This is a genomic window from Ornithinibacillus xuwenensis (genome assembly GCF_039614845.1).
GTDB lineage: Bacteria > Bacillota > Bacilli > Bacillales > Amphibacillaceae > Ornithinibacillus > Ornithinibacillus xuwenensis.
In genome coordinates this window covers 306,497-329,320 of the sequence record NZ_JBDIML010000001.1, presented here as the reverse complement: position 1 = coordinate 329,320, position 22,824 = coordinate 306,497, and the positions used below count along the sequence as shown (strand labels likewise).

The following is a 22,824-nucleotide window of genomic DNA, read 5'->3' as shown; positions in this document are numbered from 1 at the left end:
TATACTTAAATTACTTATTTTCATCATTATTTTCTTTTGAAAGTTTTCCAATAGAGTCACGCATATCTGTGTCTGCATTGATATTCTCATAATTTAAGTAATCCATTACACCTAACTTGCCTGAACGTAATGCTTCTGCAAGCGCAAGTGGAACTTCTGCTTCTGCTTCCACAACCTTCGCACGCATTTCTTGCACACGTGCAACCATCTCTTGTTCTTGTGCGACAGCCATTGCACGACGCTCTTCGGCTTTCGCTTGTGCAATATTTTTGTCAGCCTCTGCTTGGTCAGTTTGTAAAATGGCACCAATGTTTTTACCGATATCAACATCGGCAATATCAATCGATAGAATTTCAAATGCAGTACCTGCATCTAAGCCCTTTGAAAGAACAGTATGAGAGATTGAGTCTGGATTCTCTAATACTTTCGCATGTGTTTCAGAGCTACCAATCGTACTAACGACACCCTCACCAACACGTGCGATGATTGTTTCCTCACCAGCACCCCCAACAAGTCGATCAATGTTAGCACGTACTGTAATTCTTGCTTTTGCTTTTACTTCGATACCATCCATTGCAATACCAGCAATAAACGGAGTCTCAATTACCTCTGGGTTTACACTCATTTGTACAGCCTCTAACACATCACGACCCGCTAAGTCGATTGCAGCTGCACGCTCAAATGTCAATTCAATGTTAGCACGATGTGCAGCAATTAATGCATTTACTACTCTGTCAACATTACCACCTGCTAGGTAGTGGCTTTCCAATTGATTTGTTTTGACATCAAGACCAGCTTTATGTGCCTTGATTAAAGGATTGATAACGCGACTTGGTACAACACGACGTAAACGCATACCAACTAATTGTAGTATCCCTACGCGTACACCGGCAGCTAATGCGCTAATCCATAGTGCAACAGGAATAAATGTAAATAGGATTGCAACTGCAATCAAGATTACCGCGATAAGTATCACCGGCATAATTAAACTTTCGTCCATAATAAAGTCCTCCTAAAAATTATTTATATTATAGGTTAAGAAAATAACCTTATAATGCTCTTACTACAACACGAACACCCTCAACCTTTACAACTTTTACAGGTGCATGAATTGAAATAAAACTACCCTCTGAAATGACATCCACTCTTTCATTGTCAATTAATGCAACACCAGAAGGACGTAATGCGGTTAACGCAATACCTTCCTGACCAATTAGATCAAGTCTATTCTCGTTTGAAACATATCCCAACTCAGTTGTTGTGCGCTCCCTAAGTATCACATGTCGGAAGACGCCTTTATCTAGACCAATTCTTCTAAATAAAATAACAGAAGCAATAATTGCTACAAGAAAAGCTATCGCAATACTCATGGTCATATCAGCAATATTAGCACCTGACATAAATAGCGAGCCAATTACAGAGCCAATTCCTAGTATACCTAAGATACCTCCCGGAACAAAGAATTCCGCTATGACTAACCCTACACCAATAATGAGTAATATTAGTGCCTCCATTCCGGCTAAGCCGGCTACAAAGTGGCCATAGAAAAATAAAACCAAGGAAATTAGACCTATTGAACCCGGAACACCAAAACCAGGTGAATAAAGTTCTACGATTAATCCTAAGCTCGCTAAGGATAATAGAATCGAAACCACATAAGGATTCGTAATAAATCTAGCAATACCTTCTGCAACCGTTACTTCCTCTTCCACAACCGTTGCATTCGATAATCCTAATTCATAAAGTAACTCTGTTCGATCAGATACAATACCTTCAGCGTAACCAACTTCTCGCGCCTCTTTTGGAGTTAAGGTAAGAAATTCACCTTTTGCTGCATCTAATTCTGGTAAATCAATACTTGCATCAGCCATTGCAGCTGCATACAGTGGATCTCTATCATTTGCTTCTGCAGCGCTAGTCATCGCCTTTAACCAAGCAGATTGTGCTTTTTTGTCGGCAGCTGTACCATCAGAGTTAATGACACCACTTGCACCCATCCTTGCTCTTGGAGTCATGTATATTGTATCCGTATGTAATGCGATATATGAACCTGCTGATAATGCTTCACTAATAATAAACGATGTTGTAGGTATATCAAGATTCGCAATGATGGTACCAATATTATCTGCTGCCTCAACACTGCCTCCAGGTGTGTTAATCTCAAAGATAATATGATCTGCGCCTTTTTCTATTGCTTCTTCAGTAGTACGAGATAAGAAGGCTTCTAAACCTCGTTCAACATCATCTTCTATCGGAATAACATAAACAAGCTGTCCGCCACCTTCATTTTCAGCATGTACAACCGACTCGATATTTCCCGAAAATAAGGTTAAGAAGACAAGAGTAATGAAAAAATAAATTGTCAAACGTTTCCTCGACAAACTATTACACCTCCTTTTCTCTAATTTTATATACGATTAGATTCATCATTTGGTTTCAAAATACGTGAAACTTCATTCAATGGTTGTTTTTCTTTTACGAGTTCCTTGCAAAAAGCTACTATAGCAACAACTCTAATAATGCGGTAGTCCAACAACCTTTACTAAATTAATTACAAGACTAGCCTAGCTACGTTTACATGTAAATAGTATCACAGAATCTTACAGATTAGATAGAAATATAACAAATTAGTATGTTTTTTTATAAACGTATGATTACTGATACACGATTTGGACATAATAAAAATCCTTGTCAAATGACAAGGATTTTTCAGGGTATGATTAATTCAAATGTTCTTGAACTAATTTATTAATTTTTGAGCCGTCAGCCTTCCCTTTAACCTTAGGCATAATCGCACTCATCACTTTACCCATATCTTTTTTTGAAGATGCACCAGTTTCTTGAATCGTTTCTTGAACTATTGCTGAAAGCTCTTCATCAGATAGCTGTTCAGGCATATATTCTTGAATAATATTGATTTCCATTTCAAGTTTTTCAACGAGATCATCGCGTCCAGCTGATTTAAATTCTTGGAGGGAATCTTTTCTTTGTTTTAGTTCTCTTGATAAAATTGATAAATCTTCGTCTTCCGATAATTCACTTTTACCAAGCTTTATCGATTCGTTTTGTAATGAAGCCTTCACCATGCGAATAACACTAAGTCTTTCTTTGTCTTTATTCTTCATAGCTTGCTTCATATCATTATTCAACTGTGTAAGTAATGACATCCTCTACACCTTCTTTAGAATTTACGCTTTCTTGCAGCCTCAGATTTCTTTTTGCGCTTAACACTTGGTTTTTCATAGTGTTCACGCTTACGATATTCTTGTAGTGTACCACTTTTTGACACACTGCGTTTAAAGCGACGAAGAGCATCCTCAAGAGACTCGTTTTTACGAACGCGAGTTGTATTTGACATGCTAATTTCCCTCCCTCCGAAGCATAAAACAGATTCTTACGGCATATGAACATATCACACGCCTTTTGTAATTATAATATATACCTAAACATCGGTCAACTGATTATTTTATGATTTAGTAATCAGATGTTCCGACGTTTCCATTTACGATATCAATACCTGCACTTGCACCAATACGAGTAGCTCCGGCATTAATCATTGCCTCTGCTGTTTCTAGATCACGTACCCCTCCGGATGCCTTAACACCCATTTCCGGCCCAACTGTTTTGCGCATTAACGTAATATCTTCTACCGTTGCTCCACCACCAGAAAAGCCTGTAGATGTTTTCACAAAATCAGCACCAGATTCTTTTGCCAACTTACTAGCTCGTACTTTTTCATTTTCTGTAAGAAGTGATGTTTCGATAATTACCTTTGTTAGCGCCTTCCCACTTGCTGCTTCTACAACAGCTTGAATATCCTGCTTCACAAATTCATCATGATTGGATTTCAGTTCTCCAATGTTGATAACCATATCAACTTCAGTTGCTCCATCTGAAATTGCTTGCTTTGTTTCAAATACTTTTGTTGCAGTCGATGTTGCTCCAAGTGGAAAACCAATTACGGTACACACTTTTACATTAGTATCCTTTAAATGATCATAGCAAAAAGAAACCCAATGTGGGTTAACACATACAGAAGCAAACTCATATTCCTTAGCTTCCTCAACAATTTTCAAAATGTTTTCCTCGGTGGTTTCTGGCTTTAGTAATGTATGATCGATATATTTTGCCAAATCCTTTATCATGCTCAATTACACCCTTCCTTTGATGTTGTACGTACCTCTTAGGTATCATAGCATTTATATGATAAAAAAGCTATTATCTATTTGTGAAAGCTTGTCAAATGCTAATGATGAAATTGTAGTTTCCTAAGTAAAGAACCAAAAAAAAAACAAATTTAATGCCCAGTCATATTGACTAGGCATTCGCTCTTAGTTTGGAATGTGTAGCAAAATCCATTACGCGTACGAAAGTACCCTCATTATATGGATACCCCGATTTTGTTATTTTTACTCGCACAATTTTTCCAATCATGTCTTGTGTTCCCTTAAATTTCACCTTTAAATAATTATCTGTATATCCAACTAATGTATTTGGATCTTCCTCATCAAGTACTCGTTCTTCTGGTATCACTTCAAGAACTTCATCTTCATAACGAGAAGCATATTCTTTTGCTAACTCCTCTGATAAATCGATTAATTTTTGCACACGTTCATTTTTCACGTCATCATCAACCTGGTTCTCCATTCGTGCAGCAGGCGTACCAGTTCGCCGAGAGAATGGAAATACATGAAGCTCTGAGTAACCTACCTTTTTAATAAAATCGTACGTTTCCTGAAATTCTTCTGCCGTTTCACCAGGGAATCCAACAATGACATCCGATGTAATCGCTAAATCTGGTAAAGCCTTACGAATTTTTTCAACCTTTTGATAGTAATAGTCACTAGAATATTTTCTTCTCATTCGTGATAGTACCGAATCAGAACCAGACTGTAACGGAATGTGTAAATGCCTTACAATCTTTTCAGATTGATCCAATACTTCTATTACCTCGTCAGTAATTTGGCTAGCTTCAATTGAGGATATACGAATACGTTCAAGACCATTGACCTTGGTCTCAAGTTCACGTAAAAGCATTGCAAAATTATAGTCATTTAAATCCTCGCCATAACCAGCAGTATGGATACCAGTTAGAACTACCTCTTTATATCCGGCGTCTACTAGCTTTTGGGCTTGCATTAGAACACTCTCAGGATCTCTTGAACGTAATAAACCTCTTGACCACGGTATGATACAGAACGTACAAAAGTTATTACATCCCTCCTGAATTTTTAAAGATGCTCGCGTTCTATCGGTGAATTCAGGAACATCCATTTCCTCAAATACACGGTTCTTCATAATGTTCGATACACCATTAATTGGTTCTCTCGTTTTCTTATGCTCTTCAATATATTGAATCATGTTTTTTCGGTCTTGCGTCCCTACAACAATATCAACACCAGGAATCTCTAGGATCTCACCAGGTGATGTTTGTGCATAACAGCCTGTTACACAGACAATTGCTTCAGGGTTTTTACGCACAGCACGACGAATAACCTGTCTACTTTTCTTGTCACCAGAATTGGTTACTGTACATGTATTGATAACATATACATCTGAGTCATGGTCAAATTCTACCCGTTCATAACCTTTGTCCATGAACATTCTCCAGATTCCTTCTGTCTCATAATGATTCACTTTACAACCTAAAGTATGAAATGCTACTGTTGGCATGATTGCCCCCCCAATTCTTCCAATTGATACGAAATACTAGCCATTGCATATAATGCGGCAGTTTCTGTCCTTAATATCCGTGGTCCTAACCTCACTGGAATAAAGTGATGCTGTTTTAGCGCATCTACTTCCTCCTTCGAGAAGCCACCTTCTGGTCCTATACAAATAATAACCCGATCATCTTCTTGTAACTTACGAATCATCGAAGCTAAGGAATGAAACGTATTGGTTTTTGCCTCTTCCTCATATGCAAACAACTTTACTTGATAGGATTTACTTTCCTCAATCAATTCTGTAAGCTGCATTGCTGATTTAATCTCAGGAAGGAGCTGCCTGTGGCTCTGTTCACTTGCTTCTTTTACTATTTTACGAAAGCGACTTAGCTTCTTCTCTTCTTTCCTAGCATCCCATTTTACAACAGATCTCTCAGCCTGAAAAGGAATAAAGGTATGAACTCCAAGCTCCGTTCCTTTTTGGAGGACATAATCCATTTTATCTCCTTTAGGTAATCCTTGAGCTATTGTAACGAAGACCGGAAGTTCGGAGTTGTTTTCTAACCATTCCTCCACTTGTGCTGTCACAAAGGTCTCATCAATCTGAGTTATTGTACAAATAGCTGCCTTTGCTGTAGGTTGATTGCAGATAATTTTATCTCCAATTTGCATTCTCATTACACGCACAATATGATGAAAATCATCACCATCGATATGGACAAGATTATCATCCCAATTTGCTTCCGGAATAAAATATCGTTGCATGTTACACCTACTTCCTCACAATAATCGAAACCCAATCTTCTAGCTCATTTATTGCGATAATTTCAAAGCCTTGGTTTTCGAGCTGTTCTAATACCATTTGTTTCTTAGCTTGAATAATACCGGAAGTAATAAAATAACCACCTTCCACTAAGTTATTCCACGCATCAGAAATAAACCGAACGATAATTTCAGCTAATATATTTGAAACGATAATATTTGCTTTCATATCGACTTGGTTTAATAAATTATTTTGCTTCGTTTGAATTAATGAATGAACATGATTTATCTTTGCATTGATTTTCGTACTTTTTACAGCGACCTCATCTAAATCATATGCATATACTTCTTTGGCCCCTAATAATGCAGAAGCGATACTTAGCACACCTGACCCACATCCAACATCTATAACAATATCATTCTTTTCAATATACTTTTCCAGTGCTTGAATACTTAATACCGTTGTTGGGTGGGTTCCAGTCCCAAAAGCCATTCCAGGATCTAACTCAATAATTAGTTCATCGTCTGATTTTGGTGTATAGTCTTCCCAGGTTGGTGTAATTGTAATCTTTTCGGAAATTCTAACAGGCTTATAGTATTTTTTCCAAGCTGTAGCCCAGTCCTCTTCATTTACTTCACTTAAGGTTACCTCATTGGGACCTAGGTCTATATCAAATGTAATTAGATTATTTATAGCTTGTTTAATTTCTTCAACTGTTTCGCCTAGAAAACTATTAAGAGGTAGGTATGCCTTGATAAAGACCCCCTCTTTTGGATAGTCATCTGCATTTAATTCGAATATTTCGCCATACATCATGTTATCTTTGTCAACAATTAAGTCCAATGGGTCCTCTATAACGACTCCACTTGCACCTGTTTCATGTAAGATATTTGATATTGGTTCAATGGCTTCGTTAGTTGTATGGATACAAATTTCTGACCATTTCAAACGAATCTCACTCATTTCCTTTTATAATTGGTTCATATCCTGTCAAGCCTATGTAATGGGAAAGGGGGCATTACTAAAACCATTTTCCCCCAAATAATTGTGCTACTCACCTTTAAAAGCTTTTTTAAAACGTTGGAATAGAGAATCCTCTTGTTCTTCCGTTGCTTCATTTCCTGCTATTTCATTAAATTCACGAAGAAGCTCTTTCTGGCGGTCTGTTAAAGTGCTAGGTGTAACCACACGAACCTTAATATGTTGATCTCCATGTCCATACCCTCTTACATTTGGCGCTCCTTTTCCTTTTAACCGGAATGTCTTACCAGATTGTGTTCCAGCTGGTACCTTAAGCTTCACTTTTCCATGAACAGTTGGAACTTCTACCTCATCTCCAAGAGCAGCTTGCGCAAATGTTAACGGTAGTTCACAGAAGATATGATCCCCTTCACGAGTAAAGAAATCATGGTTTCTCACCTGAATGACAACGTATAAATCCCCTGCTGGACCGCCGTTCTTTCCAGGCTCACCTTTTCCTGATACACGTATTTGTTGTCCTTCATCAATACCCGCTGGAATAGTGATATGGATTTTTTTATTCTTTTTAACAGTACCGTTACCTCTACATGTTTGACATTTTTCTGGAATAATCTTCCCAGAGCCGTTACAGTGATGACACACTCTTCGATTAACAACTCGGCCAAATGGCGTATTTTGCTCCGTATTCATTTGTCCTGATCCATGACAATGAGAACAAGTTTCGGTTTTGGTACCAGGCTTAGCACCAGATCCATGACACGTGTCACATGATTCTTCTTTTGGAACGGAGATATCCGTTTCCTTCCCAAAGATTGCTTCCTCAAAGTCTAAAATTAGCGTGTATTGAAGGTCTGCTCCCTGTTGTGGTGCATTTGGATCACGTCTTCGGCCACCACCACCAAAAAACATATCAAATATATCACCAAAGCCACCAAAATCCTGTGCACCTCCACCGAAACCACCGAATCCTTGACCGTTTGCTCCAGCATGGCCAAACTGATCATATTGGGCTCTCTTTTGGTCATTCGATAGTGTTTCATAGGCTTCTTTAGCTTCTTTAAATTTATCTGCTGCATCGGCCTCTTTATTGACATCTGGATGATATTTTCTTGCTAATTTACGATAGGACTTTTTAATCTCCTCTTTTGATGCGTTCTTTTCAACGCCCAAAACCTCATAATAATCTCGCTTTGACACTTTGAATCACTCTCCCAAATCACGATTCCATAAAAAACCTTTATGATAAAGAGGGAAATACCCTCCTAATTTCCTAAATTTAATTGGTACTAGGAATAATAATTCCCTTCCCTCGAATATTGTAATTTTTTATCAAATTACTATTATTTACGACCATTTCTGTAGCCTGCAATAAAGATAATCATAACATTAGAAACATTATGATGGCAAATGCTTCAAGGCCCAAGGTGAAAAAAGTCAAAGCCAAGAAGGTCCTGACTTTGACTTTTAATGAAAGCTTTATTTACTTATTTTTTTCTTCGTCATCTACTTCCTGATAATCAGCATCAACAACATCATCTGCGTCATTTTGCCCTTCTTGTCCTTGAGCTGCTTGATTTTCTTGAGCCATTTGCTCATAAAGCTTAACAGAAAGCTGTTGTACTTGCTCTTGCAACGCTTCTTTCTTAGCTTTAATTTGGTCAAGGTCATCAGCTTCTAATGCCTTTTTCAATTCATCTTTTGCAGATTCCGCTTTTTGCTTCTCTTCTTCAGACACTTTGTCTGCAAGGTCTTTAATTGTTTTATCTGTAGTGAAGATCAATTGATCCGCTTCATTACGTAGCTCTACTTCTTCACGACGTTTCTTATCAGCATCTGCATTCTCTTCAGCTTCTTTTACCATACGATCTACTTCTTCATCTGATAATCCTGAAGATGATTTTATCGTAATGGATTGTTCTTTGTTTGTTCCCATATCTTTTGCACGTACATTAACAATACCATTTGAATCAATATCAAAGGAAACTTCGATTTGTGGTACACCTCTTGGTGCAGGTGGGATATCTGTTAACTGAAAACGACCAAGCGTTTTGTTATCCGCAGCCATTTCACGTTCACCCTGTAATACGTGAATATCTACCGCCGTTTGACTATCAGCTGCCGTAGAGAACACTTGTGAATGACTAGTTGGAATCGTTGTATTTCTTTCAATAAGTTTTGTAAATACGCCACCCATTGTTTCAATACCTAAAGAAAGTGGTGTAACATCAAGTAAAACTACATCCTTCACATCACCTTGTAGTACCCCACCTTGAATAGCTGCACCTAGAGCCACAACCTCATCTGGGTTTACTCCTTTTGATGGTTCTTTACCAGTTTCACGTTTAATAGCTTCTTGAACTGCTGGAATACGAGTCGATCCACCTACAAGAATTACTTTGTCAATGTCGCTAGCTGATAAATCAGCATCTCTTAGCGCTTTACGAGTAGGCACCATCGTACGCTCAACCAATTCAGAAGATAATTCTTCAAATTTAGCACGAGTTAAGTTTGTTTCTAAGTGTAATGGTCCTGCTTCACCAGCTGTAATAAATGGAAGCGAAATCTGAGTTTGCGCAACTCCAGATAAGTCTTTCTTCGCCTTTTCAGCTGCATCTTTTAGACGTTGCATTGCCATTTTATCTTTTGATAAGTCTATACCATTTTCTTTTTTGAATTCTTGTACTAAGTAATCAATGATAACATTATCAAAGTCATCTCCACCTAGGCGATTATCACCAGCAGTTGCAATAACTTCAAAAGTACCATCACCAATATCTAAGATTGATACGTCAAATGTACCGCCACCTAAGTCATATACTAAAATCGTTTGATCTTGTTCACTTTTATCAATGCCATATGCTAAAGCCGCTGCTGTCGGTTCATTAATAATACGCTCTACTTCTAAACCTGCAATTCTACCTGCATCTTTTGTTGCTTGACGCTCTGCATCATTAAAATAAGCAGGAACTGTAATTACAGCTTTTTCTACTTTTTCACCAATATAATCCTCAGCATAGGACTTCAAGTGCTGAAGTATAATAGCAGATACCTCTTGTGGTGTATAATCCTTATTTTCAACATTTACTTGATAATCTGTTCCCATATGACGTTTAATAGATAAGATTGTGTTAGGATTTGTAATGGATTGACGCTTCGCAACTTCCCCTACTTGTCTCTCGCCATTTTTAAAAGCTACAGCGGATGGTGTTGTACGGTTTCCTTCCGGATTGGGAATAACAACTGCTTCTCCACCTTCCATTACTGCAACACATGAATTTGTTGTTCCTAAATCGATACCGATGATTTTACTCATTGCTTATTTCCTCCTTGATTGCTTCCTTCAAAAATTATTTATTGACCTTGACCATTGCTGGTCGAATTACTCGGTCTTTAAGTAAATATCCTTTTTGTAGTTCTTCCACAACAGTATTTGATTCCATCTCATCATCTTCAACCTGCATAACAGCTTGATGTAGATTAGGATCGAATTCTTTTCCAACCGTTTCAATTTCCTCGACACCCTGTGCTTTTAAAGCATCTTTTAGTTGTCTGTAAACCATAGAAATACCATCTAGTAACCCTTTAACAGCATCCGTAGTCTCAACTTGTAACGCACGTTCAAAGTTGTCAATTGCTGGCAGAAGCTCGGACACAATATCTTGTGCTTTATATTTACGATCTGCCTCTCTCTCTTTAATCGTCCGTTTTTTAAAATTATCGAATTCAGCTTGAGTCCTTAGTAGTCGTTGGTAGATTTCGTCTTTCTCTTGTTGCAACTGTTTAAATTCTTGCTCATGAGTTTCCTTTGTTTCTGCATTAGAATCCTCTTGAGACGTTACTTCAGATTCAGAATCAACCATAATATCCACTTGCTCGTCAGGAGCTTCAGTTAGATTCTCCTCTGTAACTTCTGTGTTATTTTTTTCTTCCAAACTAGGCACCTCCAAAATTGAATCAGCGAAGCTAGGCTGAATATATTAATTCCTAATTTTACTTGCCGTTGTTTTTATACCATAAGTACAACGCATCTGTCATTTCATTTGATAAGGCAGTTAATAATGTGATCACTTTTCGATATTCCATTCTGGTAGGTCCAAGCAACGCAATTTTCCCCATTTGATTATCACCTAATTGGTAGGAAGCCGTAATTAAGCTAAAGTCTTTAATCGCATCTAATTCGTTTTCATTACCAATTGTTACTTTTATTCCATGTTCTGGGGACTTCAATAAATTCAATACTTCATCTTCATTTTCCATCATCCGATAGAAGGATCGAACTTTATTAATATCATTAAATTCTGGTTGCATTAATAGATTAGTTTTCCCACCGATGTATAGTTTTACTGGGTGTTCACTAAAAAAGGCTGATTTAAGATAACTATAGGATCTTTCGAAATCTTGAACATACATCTTCATTAATGATAAAACCTCAGAACTCAGTACCTCAGCTAACCTTGCGAGTGAAACACCTTTCAATCGTTCATTCAAGATATTGACCATCTTCTCTAAGTCGGATGGACTGATTTCAGCTGGAATAGAGAATGATCGATGTTCAACGTGTCCAGAGTCTGTAACAAGGATTGCAACAGCCGTATGAGTAGATAGTGTCACAATTTGAAGCTGTTTAAGCCTCGTTTCAAACACCTCTGGCCCCAATATGATGGAAGTATAACTCGTTAATTCAGAAAGTACCTCAGCAGACTTTTGTACGAGCTTTTCAAATTCGATAAATTCATCCTGAATCAAATTCTTCATAATATTGAGGTTGCTGTTCTCAACTGTCGGTGCAATAACATGATCGACATAATAACGATACCCTTTTTCAGAGGGAACTCGACCTGAAGATGAATGAGTTTTCTCGATAAACCCAAGTTCTTCCAAATCGGCCATCACATTACGAATGGTTGCAGCACTATAAGAAATTTGATCCTTCTTTGAAATAGCACGCGAGCCAACTGGGTGAGCTGATTCAATAAATTCATCAATTATGACTTGCAAAATCAGAAGTTGCCTATCTGTTAACATGAATGATCACCCCTGTTAGCACTCTACCTTAATGAGTGCTAAATCTAATAATAAATTATCAAATCCTTATTTTTTTGTCAATTGACTTGCTTTAAATCCTGATCTTCTAATAGAAAATATTCAAAAACATCGTTCCCAAAAAGAACACCTTGTTCTGTCAGTCGGATTGTTTCTTTATCATCAATTAGCCATCCCTTCTGCACAAGATGTCCAATTTGATCTTTGTATAATCTATCATGAGCAAATCCAAATTTCGATTTAAATTGTGACTTATTGACACCACTTAGTTTACGCAATCCTAAAAATAGTTCTTCCTCAATTCTTTCTTTTAATCCAATCTTCTCTACTTTTAAGACTGGGTTACCATCCTCCATTGCCTGCTTAATATACGCTGGTAGAGGGCGGATGTTTAGTGTTCTTTTTCCAGGAAGGTAACCACTCGCTCCTGCTCCAAATCCATAGTAATACTCATTATTCCAATAAGTTAGATTATGCTTACTTTCATATCCTGGTTTAGCAAAGTTACTAATCTCATATTGAACGTATCCGTTTTCCCACATTTTTGATTTCAGCATCTCAAACATTCTTACCTCTTCTTCTTGTGCAGGACGATGTAACTGTCCTTTCTTAAATCGATTATAGAACATAGTCTTCGGTTCAATTTGAAGGGAGTAGGATGAATAATGCGGCAATTGAAACGACAGTGCCTCTAAAACAGTTTGCTCAAAATGCGCAACTGTTTGGTTTGGCAAGGAATAAATTAAATCAATACTGATATTGGATAACCCTTGCTGCTTCAGTAAATCAATTGTTTTATATACATCTTGAATTCGATGTACACGTCCTAATTCTTTAAGCATCTTATCATCGAATACTTGTACTCCTAATGATACCCGGTTAATACCGTAATCCTTCAGTAGTTTTGCCTTTTCCTGATCAAAATCCCCCGGATTTGCTTCTATTGAAAATTCCTCACAGCTTGATACATCAAATTTCTTGTTTATTAGTTCTAATAGTGATCTTAATTGATGATGGTTTAATGCAGTAGGAGTCCCACCACCAATAAAAATTGTTTTGACCTTGTTATTACTGCCTTGAACTTGAACATTAATTTCATTTGATAATGCTTCAATATACTTCGTTGCAGAATCTTCATCATAAAAAAATTTGGTAAAATCACAATAATGACAGATTTGCTGACAGAACGGTATGTGAATGTAAACGGATTGAATGCTCATCTCTATTCTCCTTACAACTTTAGTCATGTACAAAAAAGAAAAGGAAAAACTTTTCGTATAAAGTTCTCCCGTTCCTTTAAACTATTCATCATTCATTTTTAAGACAGCCATGAAGGCTTCCTGAGGCACTTCAACAGAACCTACCATCTTCATGCGTTTTTTACCTTCTTTTTGCTTCTCAAGTAGTTTCCTCTTACGAGAGATGTCTCCTCCATAGCATTTTGCGAGTACATTTTTACGCATAGCTTTAATGGTAGAACGTGCTACAATTTTATTACCAATTGCTGCTTGGACCGGAACCTCAAATTGTTGTCTTGGAATTAATTCCTTTAGTTTTTCGACAATCTGTTTTCCACGTTCATATGCAAAATCTCGATGGACAATAAAGGATAATGCATCAATTGTCTCCGCATTTAGTAAAATATCCATTTTAACCAGTTTAGAAGCTCTATATCCAATCAACTCATAGTCAAAGGATGCATAGCCCTTTGTGTTTGACTTAAGCTGGTCAAAAAAGTCATAAACAATTTCTGATAATGGAATGTGATAAACTACATTTACCCGAATATCATCTAAGTATTCCATATCGATAAACTGTCCACGTTTTTTCTGAGAAATTTCCATTACAGCTCCGACAAACTCATTAGGCACCATAATCGTTGCCTTTACATATGGTTCACGAATCTCTTGAATCTGTTGTGGATCTGGCATTACAGATGGATTATCAATCGTGATTATTTCGCCATCTGTTTTTTCAACTTCATAAATAACACTTGGTGCTGTTGTAATTAAATCAATATTAAACTCTCGTTCAATTCTTTCTTGAATAATTTCCATATGAAGCAGGCCTAAGAAGCCACAGCGAAATCCAAAGCCTAGTGCTTGAGATGTTTCAGCTTCATATTGAAGTGCAGAATCGTTTAACTCTAAACGCTCAAGTGCTTCTCGCAAGTCATTATATTTATTGGAATCAACTGGATAAAGTCCACAATAGACCATCGGGTTCAATCGGCGATATCCTGGTAAAGGCTCAGATGCTGGTTTCGTAGCAGTCGTAATTGTATCTCCGACACGGGTATCACTTACATTCTTAATAGATGCTGTTAAATACCCGACATCACCTACAGTCAGCTCTTGTTTTGAAAGTGGTTTTGGTGTAAATACACCAACCTCATTAACCTCAAACTCCTTACCAGTAGCCATCATTTTTATGCGATCGCCAACCTTGACAGAGCCTTCTTTCACACAAACATAAGCCACTACACCACGGTAAGAATCATAAAGCGAATCAAATATTAGTGCTTTCAGTGGTTCGTCAGGATTGCCTACAGGTGCTGGTATAGCTTCAGTAATTCTTTCTAGAATATCTTCAATCCCAATATTAGCTTTCGCTGAAGCTAATATTACATCATCAGGATCAATACCAATAACGTCTTCTAATTCTTTTTTAACTCGATCTGGATCTGCACTAGGTAAATCAATTTTGTTGATGACCGGGATGATTTCTAGTTCATTATCCAATGCTAAGTATACATTAGCCAATGTTTGCGCCTCAATCCCTTGAGCAGCATCAACAACTAAGATTGCCCCTTCACAAGCAGCTAAACTTCTAGATACTTCATATGTAAAATCTACGTGACCTGGAGTATCGATTAGATGAAAAATATATTCTTCTCCACTTTTACTGGTATATTGCAATTGAACCGCATTTAATTTAATGGTAATTCCACGTTCACGCTCCAAATCCATTGCATCAAGGACTTGATCCTTCATTTCACGCTTTGTAATGGTTTTCGTATTTTCTAGAATACGATCCGCCAATGTTGACTTACCATGGTCAATATGGGCTATAATTGAAAAATTTCGTACATTAGCTTGTTTTCTCGCCATACGTGATGCTCACTCCCATTGTCTTCTACCACTTGGTAAAAGTACAAATTTTCCGTACTTATTACTTTCTATTAATTTTCAAGTTAATAATTACGATGATTGCTAGGATGATTATAGCAATTGCAACCAGTACTTTCAAGAAACATTTGCTTTTATAGAGCGAAAAAGCCACTATCATATTCGTGATAGTGACCCATGATCTTTATTCCTTAAAAGAATAGCTGTGAAAATTGGTACATAATCTGGACGATCATATCGTAAAATCCTGTCACGACTCCCTCTAAAAACGATGCAGATTGTTTGCTTATGTGTTCTCCGTTATCCTTTGAGAGCTCCTTAGCAACAGACTCTTGTGTGACAACCTCTGTTTCATCAGACTGCTCATTTGCTGTGTGCGTGTAGTCTGAGGATGGCTCAGTTGCTTCTGTACCCTCCATTGTATTGGTTGGAAGTATTGCCTGATCATTAAAATCGATTCCTACAATTGCTCCAACTAAAAAGCATATTACTAATAATAAGATGACAGAAACAAATTTAAACATACTCAAAACCTCCACTAATTCGAATTTACTTTTTCAGCATCCCAGTAAAACTCACTTATCACGTCAGCAAGAGCATCTGCAGATCGGTATAACTCTTCCATATTATTACCTACCCCTCCGATTTCGATAAGTACAGCATTGTCATGTAAGTCTTGATTAAATACACCATTTGTGCCAGGACCTTTTTTAGGTGGTAATACACCTCTACTTAACCCTGGATACTTCTCTTCCATAATATAATGTAACTTAGTAGCTAGTTCTAAATTCTTCTCATAGCCTTCATATTCACCACCAATTACAAATGCAATCTTTGCATATGCCTGCCCTTTTATTTCTTTCGTTGTTTCCTCTCTACCTAAACTGTCACGATGGATATCAAATACGTATTGAATGTCTTTATTCGTAGAAAATGCCTCTTGGACATTCTCCCTAATGGCTTCATAAGACTGCCAATATTCCATGTTTTTCTCATCCAAGATTTTCATTGTATCCGTCTTGCCAACAGTTGTTCCAATTCCATTGGCTCTTAAAGACTCTGCTAATCGATCACTAATATTTGTAACATTTACTTCACTATGCTGCGCTAAATCAGGATTAGTAACGCCAGGCAAGTGCGGTAAAAATGATTCATAATTATGCGTGTTATAGATAAACACGACATCTTTACCTCCGGTTGTTGGGCCATCACCTTTCTGTTCATCACTCTGCACTGGATCTATATCCTCATCTACTACCGCTTCTCGATCTTTCAGAACCTCTTCAAGTGGTGGGGTAGATTCAACAGGAAGATTCGTATAATTAGTACCTTCCCCCGCAATAAATATTTCACTATCATAGATCGAAAATCCTGGCAATTCATTGCCGAGTAAGCTCCGTGGATCATCTGGTTTGATACTAGTTGCAATTTGAAACAATGTCGCGGATAACTTTGGCACCTCAGAATCCGGAGGAAGCCCTTCAAGAAAGACTCGATTCTCCATTCCTAACAAGTACAAAAAAGTAGAACTCTCTATTTCACTTGTCCAATTTGTTATCGTATTGGAAGAAAAGCGAAAGGCCGGTGAAATACTAGTAAATAATCCTATTATTACAAATAATATTGCAACACTTAAAACATATAGAAAGCTTTTTTTGAAAAGCAATAATATTCTTGGCTGTGAGCTTGCTCCTTTGGGACGAAGCATCTTGTTCACTCCTTTAGCAGTTTGTCTATTGATAAAATCTATGACGAAACTACAAAAGGTAGAACCAATACTCTCATATTTAACAAAAAATAATAGAGATATCCATAGGGAATATCTCTATCTTGAATAAGAGGCAAAGTTATCAACATCTACTGCTTCATGAAGTGCTGCATTAATGCCATTTGCTAACAAATGGGACATATCGATCATGAATCCATCAACCTCTTTTGGTGTAACCATTAAGTTATGTCCGATTGGTGTTAGTACCTCGGATATGAGCTTTCGCTTTTCTTCGTCTGATAGATTCCCAACAATTCCCATAAATGTCTGTCTCTTTTGCTCATCAGGTAAATCTTCTTCTGTAAACTTCTTAGCACCAAAAGACATGCTAGCTGGAGCCAGCGATTTCGAAGGACGATCCTTTTCGTTAAATTCTCTTCCAAAATGCTTTAATATAAAGTCAATTGTGTCACTCGTAATGGTCACGGCATCAACAACAGTAGGAACTCCAATTGCCAGTACTGGTACACCAAGTGTTTCCTTACTAAGCTCCTTACGTTTATTCCCAACACCTGAACCAGGATGAATACCAGAATCTGATAATTGAATTGTTTCATTAACACGTTCGATCGACCTTGAGGCTAACGCATCAATTGCAATAACAAAATCCGGCTTGAATTTCTCTACAATACCAAAAATAATATTGCTTGTTTCAATACCTGTTACCCCCATAACACCTGGTGTAACTGCCCCAACTGGACGATAGCCATCCGAAACAGATTCATGCTCCAGATTAAACAAATGGCTGGTAACGAGCACTTTCTCTACAGTCATCGGACCAAGCGCATCCGGAGTAACATTCCAATTTCCAAGACCTACAATTAATCCTGTGCCATTCTTTGCAATATTGTTTTTCGCTAACAAATTCTCTAGTTCTCTAGCTAGAATTTTAGCTGCTTCTTCCTGACGTTTTGTATCTTGTTTCTTAACACCATCTGCATAAATGGTTACGTAGGATCCGGGTTTTTTGCCAAGTAAATCGGCTCCATCTGCATTAATTTCTACATACGAAATTTTAATTCCATTTTCTTCTCGCTCTTTAATTTGCACACCATTAATTTGATCTTCAGGAGGGGTTTCTTTCTCTACATACATATCCTTTGCTTCAATTGCCAAATCAGTACGAACTTGAAAATTACCTTCATTCTTGTCCATAAAAAATCGCATCCTTCCATAAAATGTACAATTGCATGATGACACAATGCTTTACAATTAGCGTTCACTAATTCGCTGAAAACATACGATTTAGGGAAGGATAAATATATTGTTATTGAAAACATGCTGTTTCTTTGGTAAAATGTCTCTTGTTCAATGTATTGAACGTTTGTGTTTTATTAGGAGGTGAAATAATGGCTAACATTAAATCCGCAATTAAACGTGTTGATGTAAACAATAAAAAACGTGCTCAAAATCAAGCAGACAAATCTGAAATGCGTTCACAAATAAAATCTGTTGAAAAATTTGTTGAAGCAAATGATGTTGAGAATGCAAAAACTGCACTAACTGCAACTATTAAAAAGATTGACAAAGCAGTGCAAAAAGGAATTATTCATAAAAACACTGGTAACCGTCAAAAAGCTCGTCTAACTAAAAAAGTTAACGGACTAGGTGCATAATGTAAAAAACGATCCCCATAAAAGGATCGTTTTTTTATTCTTTAATTAAGTTATACAACAGTAATTCAAATGCTAATTGTTTTTCCATTCGCCCTTGCTTCATAACAGCATCAGTTTCTGCAAGATGATGGATGATGGATTCAAGCCGTTGCTCAGTAAATTTCGCTTCCCGGTTTAAAGCAATTTTGATTGCATATGGATGAACACCAAGCTGTTTTTGCATTTGACCAGTACTATATCCCTTCTGTTTCAACAACTTAACCCTTAGGATCATTCGAAATTGAAAGGCTAGCAATCCGATTAATGCTATCGGTTCTTCCTTCATTTTCTCCAAATCCTTGTAAATACCGATTGCTTTGGGTAAGTTCCCTTCTATTACGGTATCCACTAGTCGAATTCCGGAGCTATTAGTAGTATGAGATACCATTTCTTCCGCAATGTCTCTCGTGATAGTTCCACCTTCGCCTGTAAAGAGCGCTATTTTCTCTAGCTCATTTTCAATGATATTCAAATCAGTAGAAAGTTCATTTTCAAAAATTTCAAAAGCATCCTCTGCAATAGTAACCTGTAATTGCTTCGCTAGCTCTTTCATCCAATTCGTCAGTTCATATTCCTTCACTGGATTACATTCTACGACTAGAGCGTTCTTCTTAAATTGTTTGCTTATCTTTTTCCGCTCATCTATTTTCTCAAAAGGTGCAACAACAACCAAGGTAGAATAATCTACTGGCATTTCGATATAACGTTCTAAGCTTTCTAGATGATGCTCAAATGTTAATTTGTCAGGTTTTGCCTTCAAGAATGAAGCATTGGTTGCGATAATTAATTTTCGTTCTCCAAAGAATGGGTATGTTTCTACATCTGCGATTACTTCTTGAATAGACGTTTCGGTTAGGTCATATGTAGATAAATTATCCTCATCTGTTAAAATACGTTTCGCAAGGATATCTTTTATTTTTTGGATAAAATAAATTTCAGTTCCATATAATAAAATGACTTCTGGTATTTTCTGCTTATTTAATTGCTGAACTGCTTCTTTATAGTTCATGCTATTCACTCCATTAGGTTAAGTACATAGTTAATGTTAATCCGAACGTAGTGGAATAGCAAGAAAAACCTTGAGAGGGAAATTTGAGTCAAAATCCCCCTCCCCTATCTATATAAACGTTTAACATAAGGACCTAGGAACATTATGCTAAACGATGTTTTTGACTTCATTTATAGCATGACCCTTCTCGCAAAAAGTATAGTTGTTAACTCTTTCTAATTTTGGAGATGCATATTTAAATTTGACTTTTTCACGTCATTTGTGGATTTTTTTATGTAAATAATTTATACTATAGGTGAAATAGGAGGGTTAGCTATGAATGAATTTGAACAGAATCCACAATCCAAAAATAATGATGTAGTTGATTCAATCAAAGGCTTTGCATTTTCGGCAATTTTCTTTCTTTTAATATTTGCTATTGGTGTTACGATTAGTGTTATTGGTTCTTGATACATAGAAACGAGCGAAACAAAAGAGACTGGTTCTAAAATACCTGTCTCTTTTATTTTGGTCTGATTCTACTGTTATCCTATGGAATAAATTTATAAAACGTTCCTTCATTTCCAGTAAATTGATACAAGACCGCACCGTGCAAGTCTGTTCGCAATATATTTACCCCTTTCTGCTTGAGTAATTGAATGACATCGTTTGATGGGTGTCCATAACGATTTTCTTGACCAACAGAAATTAAGGCAACTTTTGGATTGATTTGATTTAAGAAATGTTTGTCTGTAGAGGAGTCACTGCCGTGATGTGCGATTTTGAGTGTATCTACTTCTAAATTCGGATAATTCCTTCGTAAATCCAGTTCCGTTTCCGTCCCGATGTCTCCAGTAAATAACCAATTTTGATTACCTAGCCTAACATCAAATACAAGTGAGTTCTCATTGCTACTCTTGCTATCTACCCCAGGAGAACGAATGGTAAACGTATTTTCTTTAATCGTAAGCTTGTCTCCTTGCTGTACACGAACAATTCGCGTACCCTGCTTTTCGATAGCCTCGATGGTTTCTAATTCCAATGGATAAAATGGACTAACAATGACATTACTGACATTATATTTTTCAACAATAAATCTGACACTTCCAGAATGATCTATATCTTCATGGCTGACAAAGATAGCATCAATATCCGTTATACCTCGATAAGTTAAGAATGGTTCAATAATATCGGAGAAAACATTATCGTTCGGAGTCATACTTTCGTATGATAGGCCTGCCCCCGCATCAACTAAGATTACGCCTTTCCTAAATGGCAATTCAATAACAAATGCATCTCCTTGCCCAATATCAAGCATCGTCACCATCCCATAAGGTGAAAAATATGGTTTTGCCACCACCCATATTAGTATTGCGGTAAGAAGGATACCAACGTAAAAAGCATGTCGCAATTGGTCTTGTACGAGTTTATTCATGAAAATAAACAGGAAGCAATAATAAATTACCTTCATTATTTCGGGAAAATAACCAGTCACAAATGGATTATAAGCTATTTGATCCATATATTGCATTGGCATCAGAAAGCCCCAATGATAAAACACATGAAATATCGATTCTATAATTGTTGAGACGAATGGTATTGGCGAGAGAATCAGTAATAAAAACATTAGAGGTATTACGAAGAACGAGAAATAAGGAACGACAAAAATATTTAACACGATGGATAATGGATTAACATTGTAGAAATATTGAAGTTGTAGTGGGATGATGATTAACTGGGAAATAAAACTTAACTTAAAAAGTTGAAAGAATCGTGAATTATTTTTGCTAAGCCATTTTCTTGATAAAATAATTCCGAACGTCACTAAAAATGAGAATTGGAATCCAATTTGATAAATAATATAGGAATTTGTTAGTAATAGCATTAAAAAAATGATGCTAATTATATCCGTTACAGAATAACGTTGTTTTATTTTCTGTAAGATAATGACGAGAAATACCATTAAACTCGCTCTCCAAACAGAAGGCTCTCCTCCAGCCAGGATGGCGTAAACGGGTAGGAAAAAGACCATCACCCACTGCGCTTTTTCTCTCGTGAGAATATTCCATTTTATCGTGATAAAATAAAATAAACCAACAACCAAACCAATATGGAGGCCGGAAATCGCTAATAAATGGGATAATCCCCAACGCTGAAATAAGGCTTCTATTTCCTTTGGTATATCACCATCATCCCCTAATACCAAAGCGTTAATCCACGCACTCGATCGTTCAGGATAATGTTCTGATACATAATCTAACATCCTGTTTCGAAAACTGTATAAGTGACTAATAAAAGACTCCCCACTACAACTTATGCTTTCGGGGTTACTAATTTCTAATTCAAGTTGAATACCTTTTGATGCTAGATAAAATTGGTAATTAAATTGCCCTGGATTTCGACTTCTCTCGGGAGAGCCTAATTCACCATCTATAACACAAATTGCCCCATGCTTTATATCAGCAAGCCTATCTTCTGTTTTGGGATTAAAGTAAGTTACTTGAATAAGGTTTTGTGTCGTTTCATCACGGATTGTCATCTGAAGAAGTTTTTCGGAGGATACAACTGGGGATACAATAGTGCCTTTTATTGTCGTCTTCTGCGGATCCTGTGTAGGGTATGAATGATTGATTTCGGGGATATAGAATATGAAGAACAAAAAGCAAGCTAGGGAAAATACAATCATTAATTTCCCTAACCGTTTTGTCTTATATAAATAGACGAACCATAAGAGTAATGCAATATAAATGAATATCGTGTCAAAAATCTTCACAAGAACACTACATAAGCTTGCCAACGCAGGGATATACCAAAACCCTTTCATGCCAAAGT

21 protein-coding genes are annotated in these 22,824 nt (G+C 36.9%); 2 read left to right on the top strand and 19 right to left on the bottom strand.

Going from position 1 to position 22,824, the window contains the following annotated elements; all coding sequences use genetic code 11:
* Positions 1-10: 10 nt before the first annotated feature.
* From floA to gpr, 17 genes are all read right to left on the bottom strand, one after another.
* Complete coding sequence (floA, locus tag ABC228_RS01985) at positions 11-1,000, bottom strand: flotillin-like protein FloA (RefSeq protein WP_345823414.1); 990 nt, start codon at positions 998-1,000, stop codon at positions 11-13.
* A gap of 49 nt (positions 1,001-1,049) precedes the next feature.
* Positions 1,050-2,381 (bottom strand): NfeD family protein, encoded by a 1,332-nt coding sequence (locus ABC228_RS01980; RefSeq protein ID WP_345823413.1) that lies wholly within the window; start codon positions 2,379-2,381, stop codon positions 1,050-1,052.
* 339 nt (positions 2,382-2,720) lie between these two features.
* Positions 2,721-3,167, bottom strand: a complete 447-nt coding sequence (locus ABC228_RS01975; RefSeq protein ID WP_345823412.1) for a GatB/YqeY domain-containing protein — start codon at positions 3,165-3,167, stop codon at positions 2,721-2,723.
* A gap of 14 nt (positions 3,168-3,181) precedes the next feature.
* A complete protein-coding gene (gene rpsU / locus ABC228_RS01970; protein ID WP_010650937.1) occupies positions 3,182-3,358 on the bottom strand; it encodes a 30S ribosomal protein S21 in 177 nt (58 codons plus the stop codon).
* A 115-nt stretch (positions 3,359-3,473) separates the two neighbouring features.
* Positions 3,474-4,145, bottom strand: a complete 672-nt coding sequence (gene deoC, locus ABC228_RS01965) for a deoxyribose-phosphate aldolase (RefSeq protein WP_345824146.1) — start codon at positions 4,143-4,145, stop codon at positions 3,474-3,476.
* 172 nt (positions 4,146-4,317) lie between these two features.
* Positions 4,318-5,673, bottom strand: coding sequence for a tRNA (N(6)-L-threonylcarbamoyladenosine(37)-C(2))-methylthiotransferase MtaB (gene mtaB, locus ABC228_RS01960; RefSeq protein ID WP_345823411.1), 1,356 nt, complete (start codon positions 5,671-5,673; stop codon positions 4,318-4,320).
* Positions 5,661-6,431 (bottom strand): 16S rRNA (uracil(1498)-N(3))-methyltransferase, encoded by a 771-nt coding sequence (locus tag ABC228_RS01955; RefSeq protein WP_345823410.1) that lies wholly within the window; start codon positions 6,429-6,431, stop codon positions 5,661-5,663. Before ABC228_RS01955 ends, mtaB begins: the two co-directional genes overlap by 13 nt.
* A gap of 7 nt (positions 6,432-6,438) precedes the next feature.
* Complete coding sequence (gene prmA, locus ABC228_RS01950; protein ID WP_345823409.1) at positions 6,439-7,377, bottom strand: 50S ribosomal protein L11 methyltransferase; 939 nt, start codon at positions 7,375-7,377, stop codon at positions 6,439-6,441.
* A 102-nt stretch (positions 7,378-7,479) separates the two neighbouring features.
* Complete coding sequence (dnaJ, locus tag ABC228_RS01945) at positions 7,480-8,607, bottom strand: molecular chaperone DnaJ (protein ID WP_345823408.1); 1,128 nt, start codon at positions 8,605-8,607, stop codon at positions 7,480-7,482.
* 283 nt (positions 8,608-8,890) lie between these two features.
* A complete protein-coding gene (dnaK, locus tag ABC228_RS01940) occupies positions 8,891-10,723 on the bottom strand; it encodes a molecular chaperone DnaK (protein WP_345823407.1) in 1,833 nt (610 codons plus the stop codon).
* A 34-nt stretch (positions 10,724-10,757) separates the two neighbouring features.
* Positions 10,758-11,342: a nucleotide exchange factor GrpE gene (grpE, locus tag ABC228_RS01935; protein WP_345823406.1), complete on the bottom strand. Its 585-nt coding sequence runs from the start codon at positions 11,340-11,342 to the stop codon at positions 10,758-10,760.
* A 58-nt stretch (positions 11,343-11,400) separates the two neighbouring features.
* Positions 11,401-12,435 carry a heat-inducible transcriptional repressor HrcA gene (hrcA, locus tag ABC228_RS01930; protein ID WP_345823405.1) on the bottom strand — a complete coding sequence of 345 codons (1,035 nt, stop codon included), beginning with the start codon at positions 12,433-12,435 and terminating at the stop codon, positions 11,401-11,403.
* 77 nt (positions 12,436-12,512) lie between these two features.
* Entirely contained in the window at positions 12,513-13,673 is a 1,161-nt protein-coding gene (gene hemW, locus ABC228_RS01925) for a radical SAM family heme chaperone HemW (protein ID WP_345823404.1), read from the bottom strand.
* Positions 13,674-13,754: 81 nt separating this feature from the next.
* Positions 13,755-15,563 (bottom strand): translation elongation factor 4, encoded by a 1,809-nt coding sequence (lepA, locus tag ABC228_RS01920; protein WP_345823403.1) that lies wholly within the window; start codon positions 15,561-15,563, stop codon positions 13,755-13,757.
* 209 nt (positions 15,564-15,772) lie between these two features.
* Complete coding sequence (locus ABC228_RS01915) at positions 15,773-16,105, bottom strand: hypothetical protein (protein ID WP_345823402.1); 333 nt, start codon at positions 16,103-16,105, stop codon at positions 15,773-15,775.
* Between the two features lie 14 nt (positions 16,106-16,119).
* Positions 16,120-17,289, bottom strand: coding sequence for a stage II sporulation protein P (gene spoIIP / locus ABC228_RS01910; protein WP_345823401.1), 1,170 nt, complete (start codon positions 17,287-17,289; stop codon positions 16,120-16,122).
* Between the two features lie 117 nt (positions 17,290-17,406).
* Entirely contained in the window at positions 17,407-18,504 is a 1,098-nt protein-coding gene (gene gpr, locus ABC228_RS01905; RefSeq protein ID WP_345823400.1) for a GPR endopeptidase, read from the bottom strand.
* 194 nt (positions 18,505-18,698) lie between these two features.
* On the opposite strand from gpr, the gene rpsT reads away from it, so the two are divergent.
* Positions 18,699-18,965 carry a 30S ribosomal protein S20 gene (rpsT, locus tag ABC228_RS01900; RefSeq protein WP_345823399.1) on the top strand — a complete coding sequence of 89 codons (267 nt, stop codon included), beginning with the start codon at positions 18,699-18,701 and terminating at the stop codon, positions 18,963-18,965.
* A 34-nt stretch (positions 18,966-18,999) separates the two neighbouring features.
* Here the strand turns inward: rpsT and holA are convergent, their stop codons facing one another.
* Positions 19,000-20,013: a DNA polymerase III subunit delta gene (gene holA, locus ABC228_RS01895; RefSeq protein ID WP_345823398.1), complete on the bottom strand. Its 1,014-nt coding sequence runs from the start codon at positions 20,011-20,013 to the stop codon at positions 19,000-19,002.
* 315 nt (positions 20,014-20,328) lie between these two features.
* Here holA and ABC228_RS01890 point away from each other — a divergent pair, with 315 nt between their 5' ends.
* A complete protein-coding gene (locus ABC228_RS01890; protein WP_345823397.1) occupies positions 20,329-20,463 on the top strand; it encodes a YqzM family protein in 135 nt (44 codons plus the stop codon).
* Between the two features lie 79 nt (positions 20,464-20,542).
* Here ABC228_RS01890 and ABC228_RS01885 read toward each other — a convergent pair whose 3' ends face one another.
* The gene (locus tag ABC228_RS01885; RefSeq protein WP_345823396.1) at positions 20,543-22,816 is read right to left on the bottom strand and encodes a DNA internalization-related competence protein ComEC/Rec2; all 2,274 of its coding nucleotides are present in this window, start codon (positions 22,814-22,816) and stop codon (positions 20,543-20,545) included.
* Positions 22,817-22,824: the final 8 nt, after the last annotated feature.

Coding starts and splice junctions, on each gene's coding strand:
- floA (WP_345823414.1), bottom strand. CDS start 1,000: ATGGACGAAAGTTTAATTATGCCGGTGATACTTATCGCGGTAATCTTG.
- ABC228_RS01975 (WP_345823412.1), bottom strand. CDS start 3,167: ATGTCATTACTTACACAGTTGAATAATGATATGAAGCAAGCTATGAAG.
- rpsU (WP_010650937.1), bottom strand. CDS start 3,358: ATGTCAAATACAACTCGCGTTCGTAAAAACGAGTCTCTTGAGGATGCT.
- deoC (WP_345824146.1), bottom strand. CDS start 4,145: ATGATAAAGGATTTGGCAAAATATATCGATCATACATTACTAAAGCCA.
- mtaB (WP_345823411.1), bottom strand. CDS start 5,673: ATGCCAACAGTAGCATTTCATACTTTAGGTTGTAAAGTGAATCATTAT.
- ABC228_RS01955 (WP_345823410.1), bottom strand. CDS start 6,431: ATGCAACGATATTTTATTCCGGAAGCAAATTGGGATGATAATCTTGTC.
- dnaK (WP_345823407.1), bottom strand. CDS start 10,723: ATGAGTAAAATCATCGGTATCGATTTAGGAACAACAAATTCATGTGTT.
- hrcA (WP_345823405.1), bottom strand. CDS start 12,435: ATGTTAACAGATAGGCAACTTCTGATTTTGCAAGTCATAATTGATGAA.
- hemW (WP_345823404.1), bottom strand. CDS start 13,673: ATGAGCATTCAATCCGTTTACATTCACATACCGTTCTGTCAGCAAATC.
- lepA (WP_345823403.1), bottom strand. CDS start 15,563: ATGGCGAGAAAACAAGCTAATGTACGAAATTTTTCAATTATAGCCCAT.
- ABC228_RS01915 (WP_345823402.1), bottom strand. CDS start 16,105: ATGTTTAAATTTGTTTCTGTCATCTTATTATTAGTAATATGCTTTTTA.
- spoIIP (WP_345823401.1), bottom strand. CDS start 17,289: ATGCTTCGTCCCAAAGGAGCAAGCTCACAGCCAAGAATATTATTGCTT.
- gpr (WP_345823400.1), bottom strand. CDS start 18,504: ATGGACAAGAATGAAGGTAATTTTCAAGTTCGTACTGATTTGGCAATT.
- rpsT (WP_345823399.1), top strand. CDS start 18,699: ATGGCTAACATTAAATCCGCAATTAAACGTGTTGATGTAAACAATAAA.
- holA (WP_345823398.1), bottom strand. CDS start 20,013: ATGAACTATAAAGAAGCAGTTCAGCAATTAAATAAGCAGAAAATACCA.
- ABC228_RS01890 (WP_345823397.1), top strand. CDS start 20,329: ATGAATGAATTTGAACAGAATCCACAATCCAAAAATAATGATGTAGTT.
- ABC228_RS01885 (WP_345823396.1), bottom strand. CDS start 22,816: ATGAAAGGGTTTTGGTATATCCCTGCGTTGGCAAGCTTATGTAGTGTT.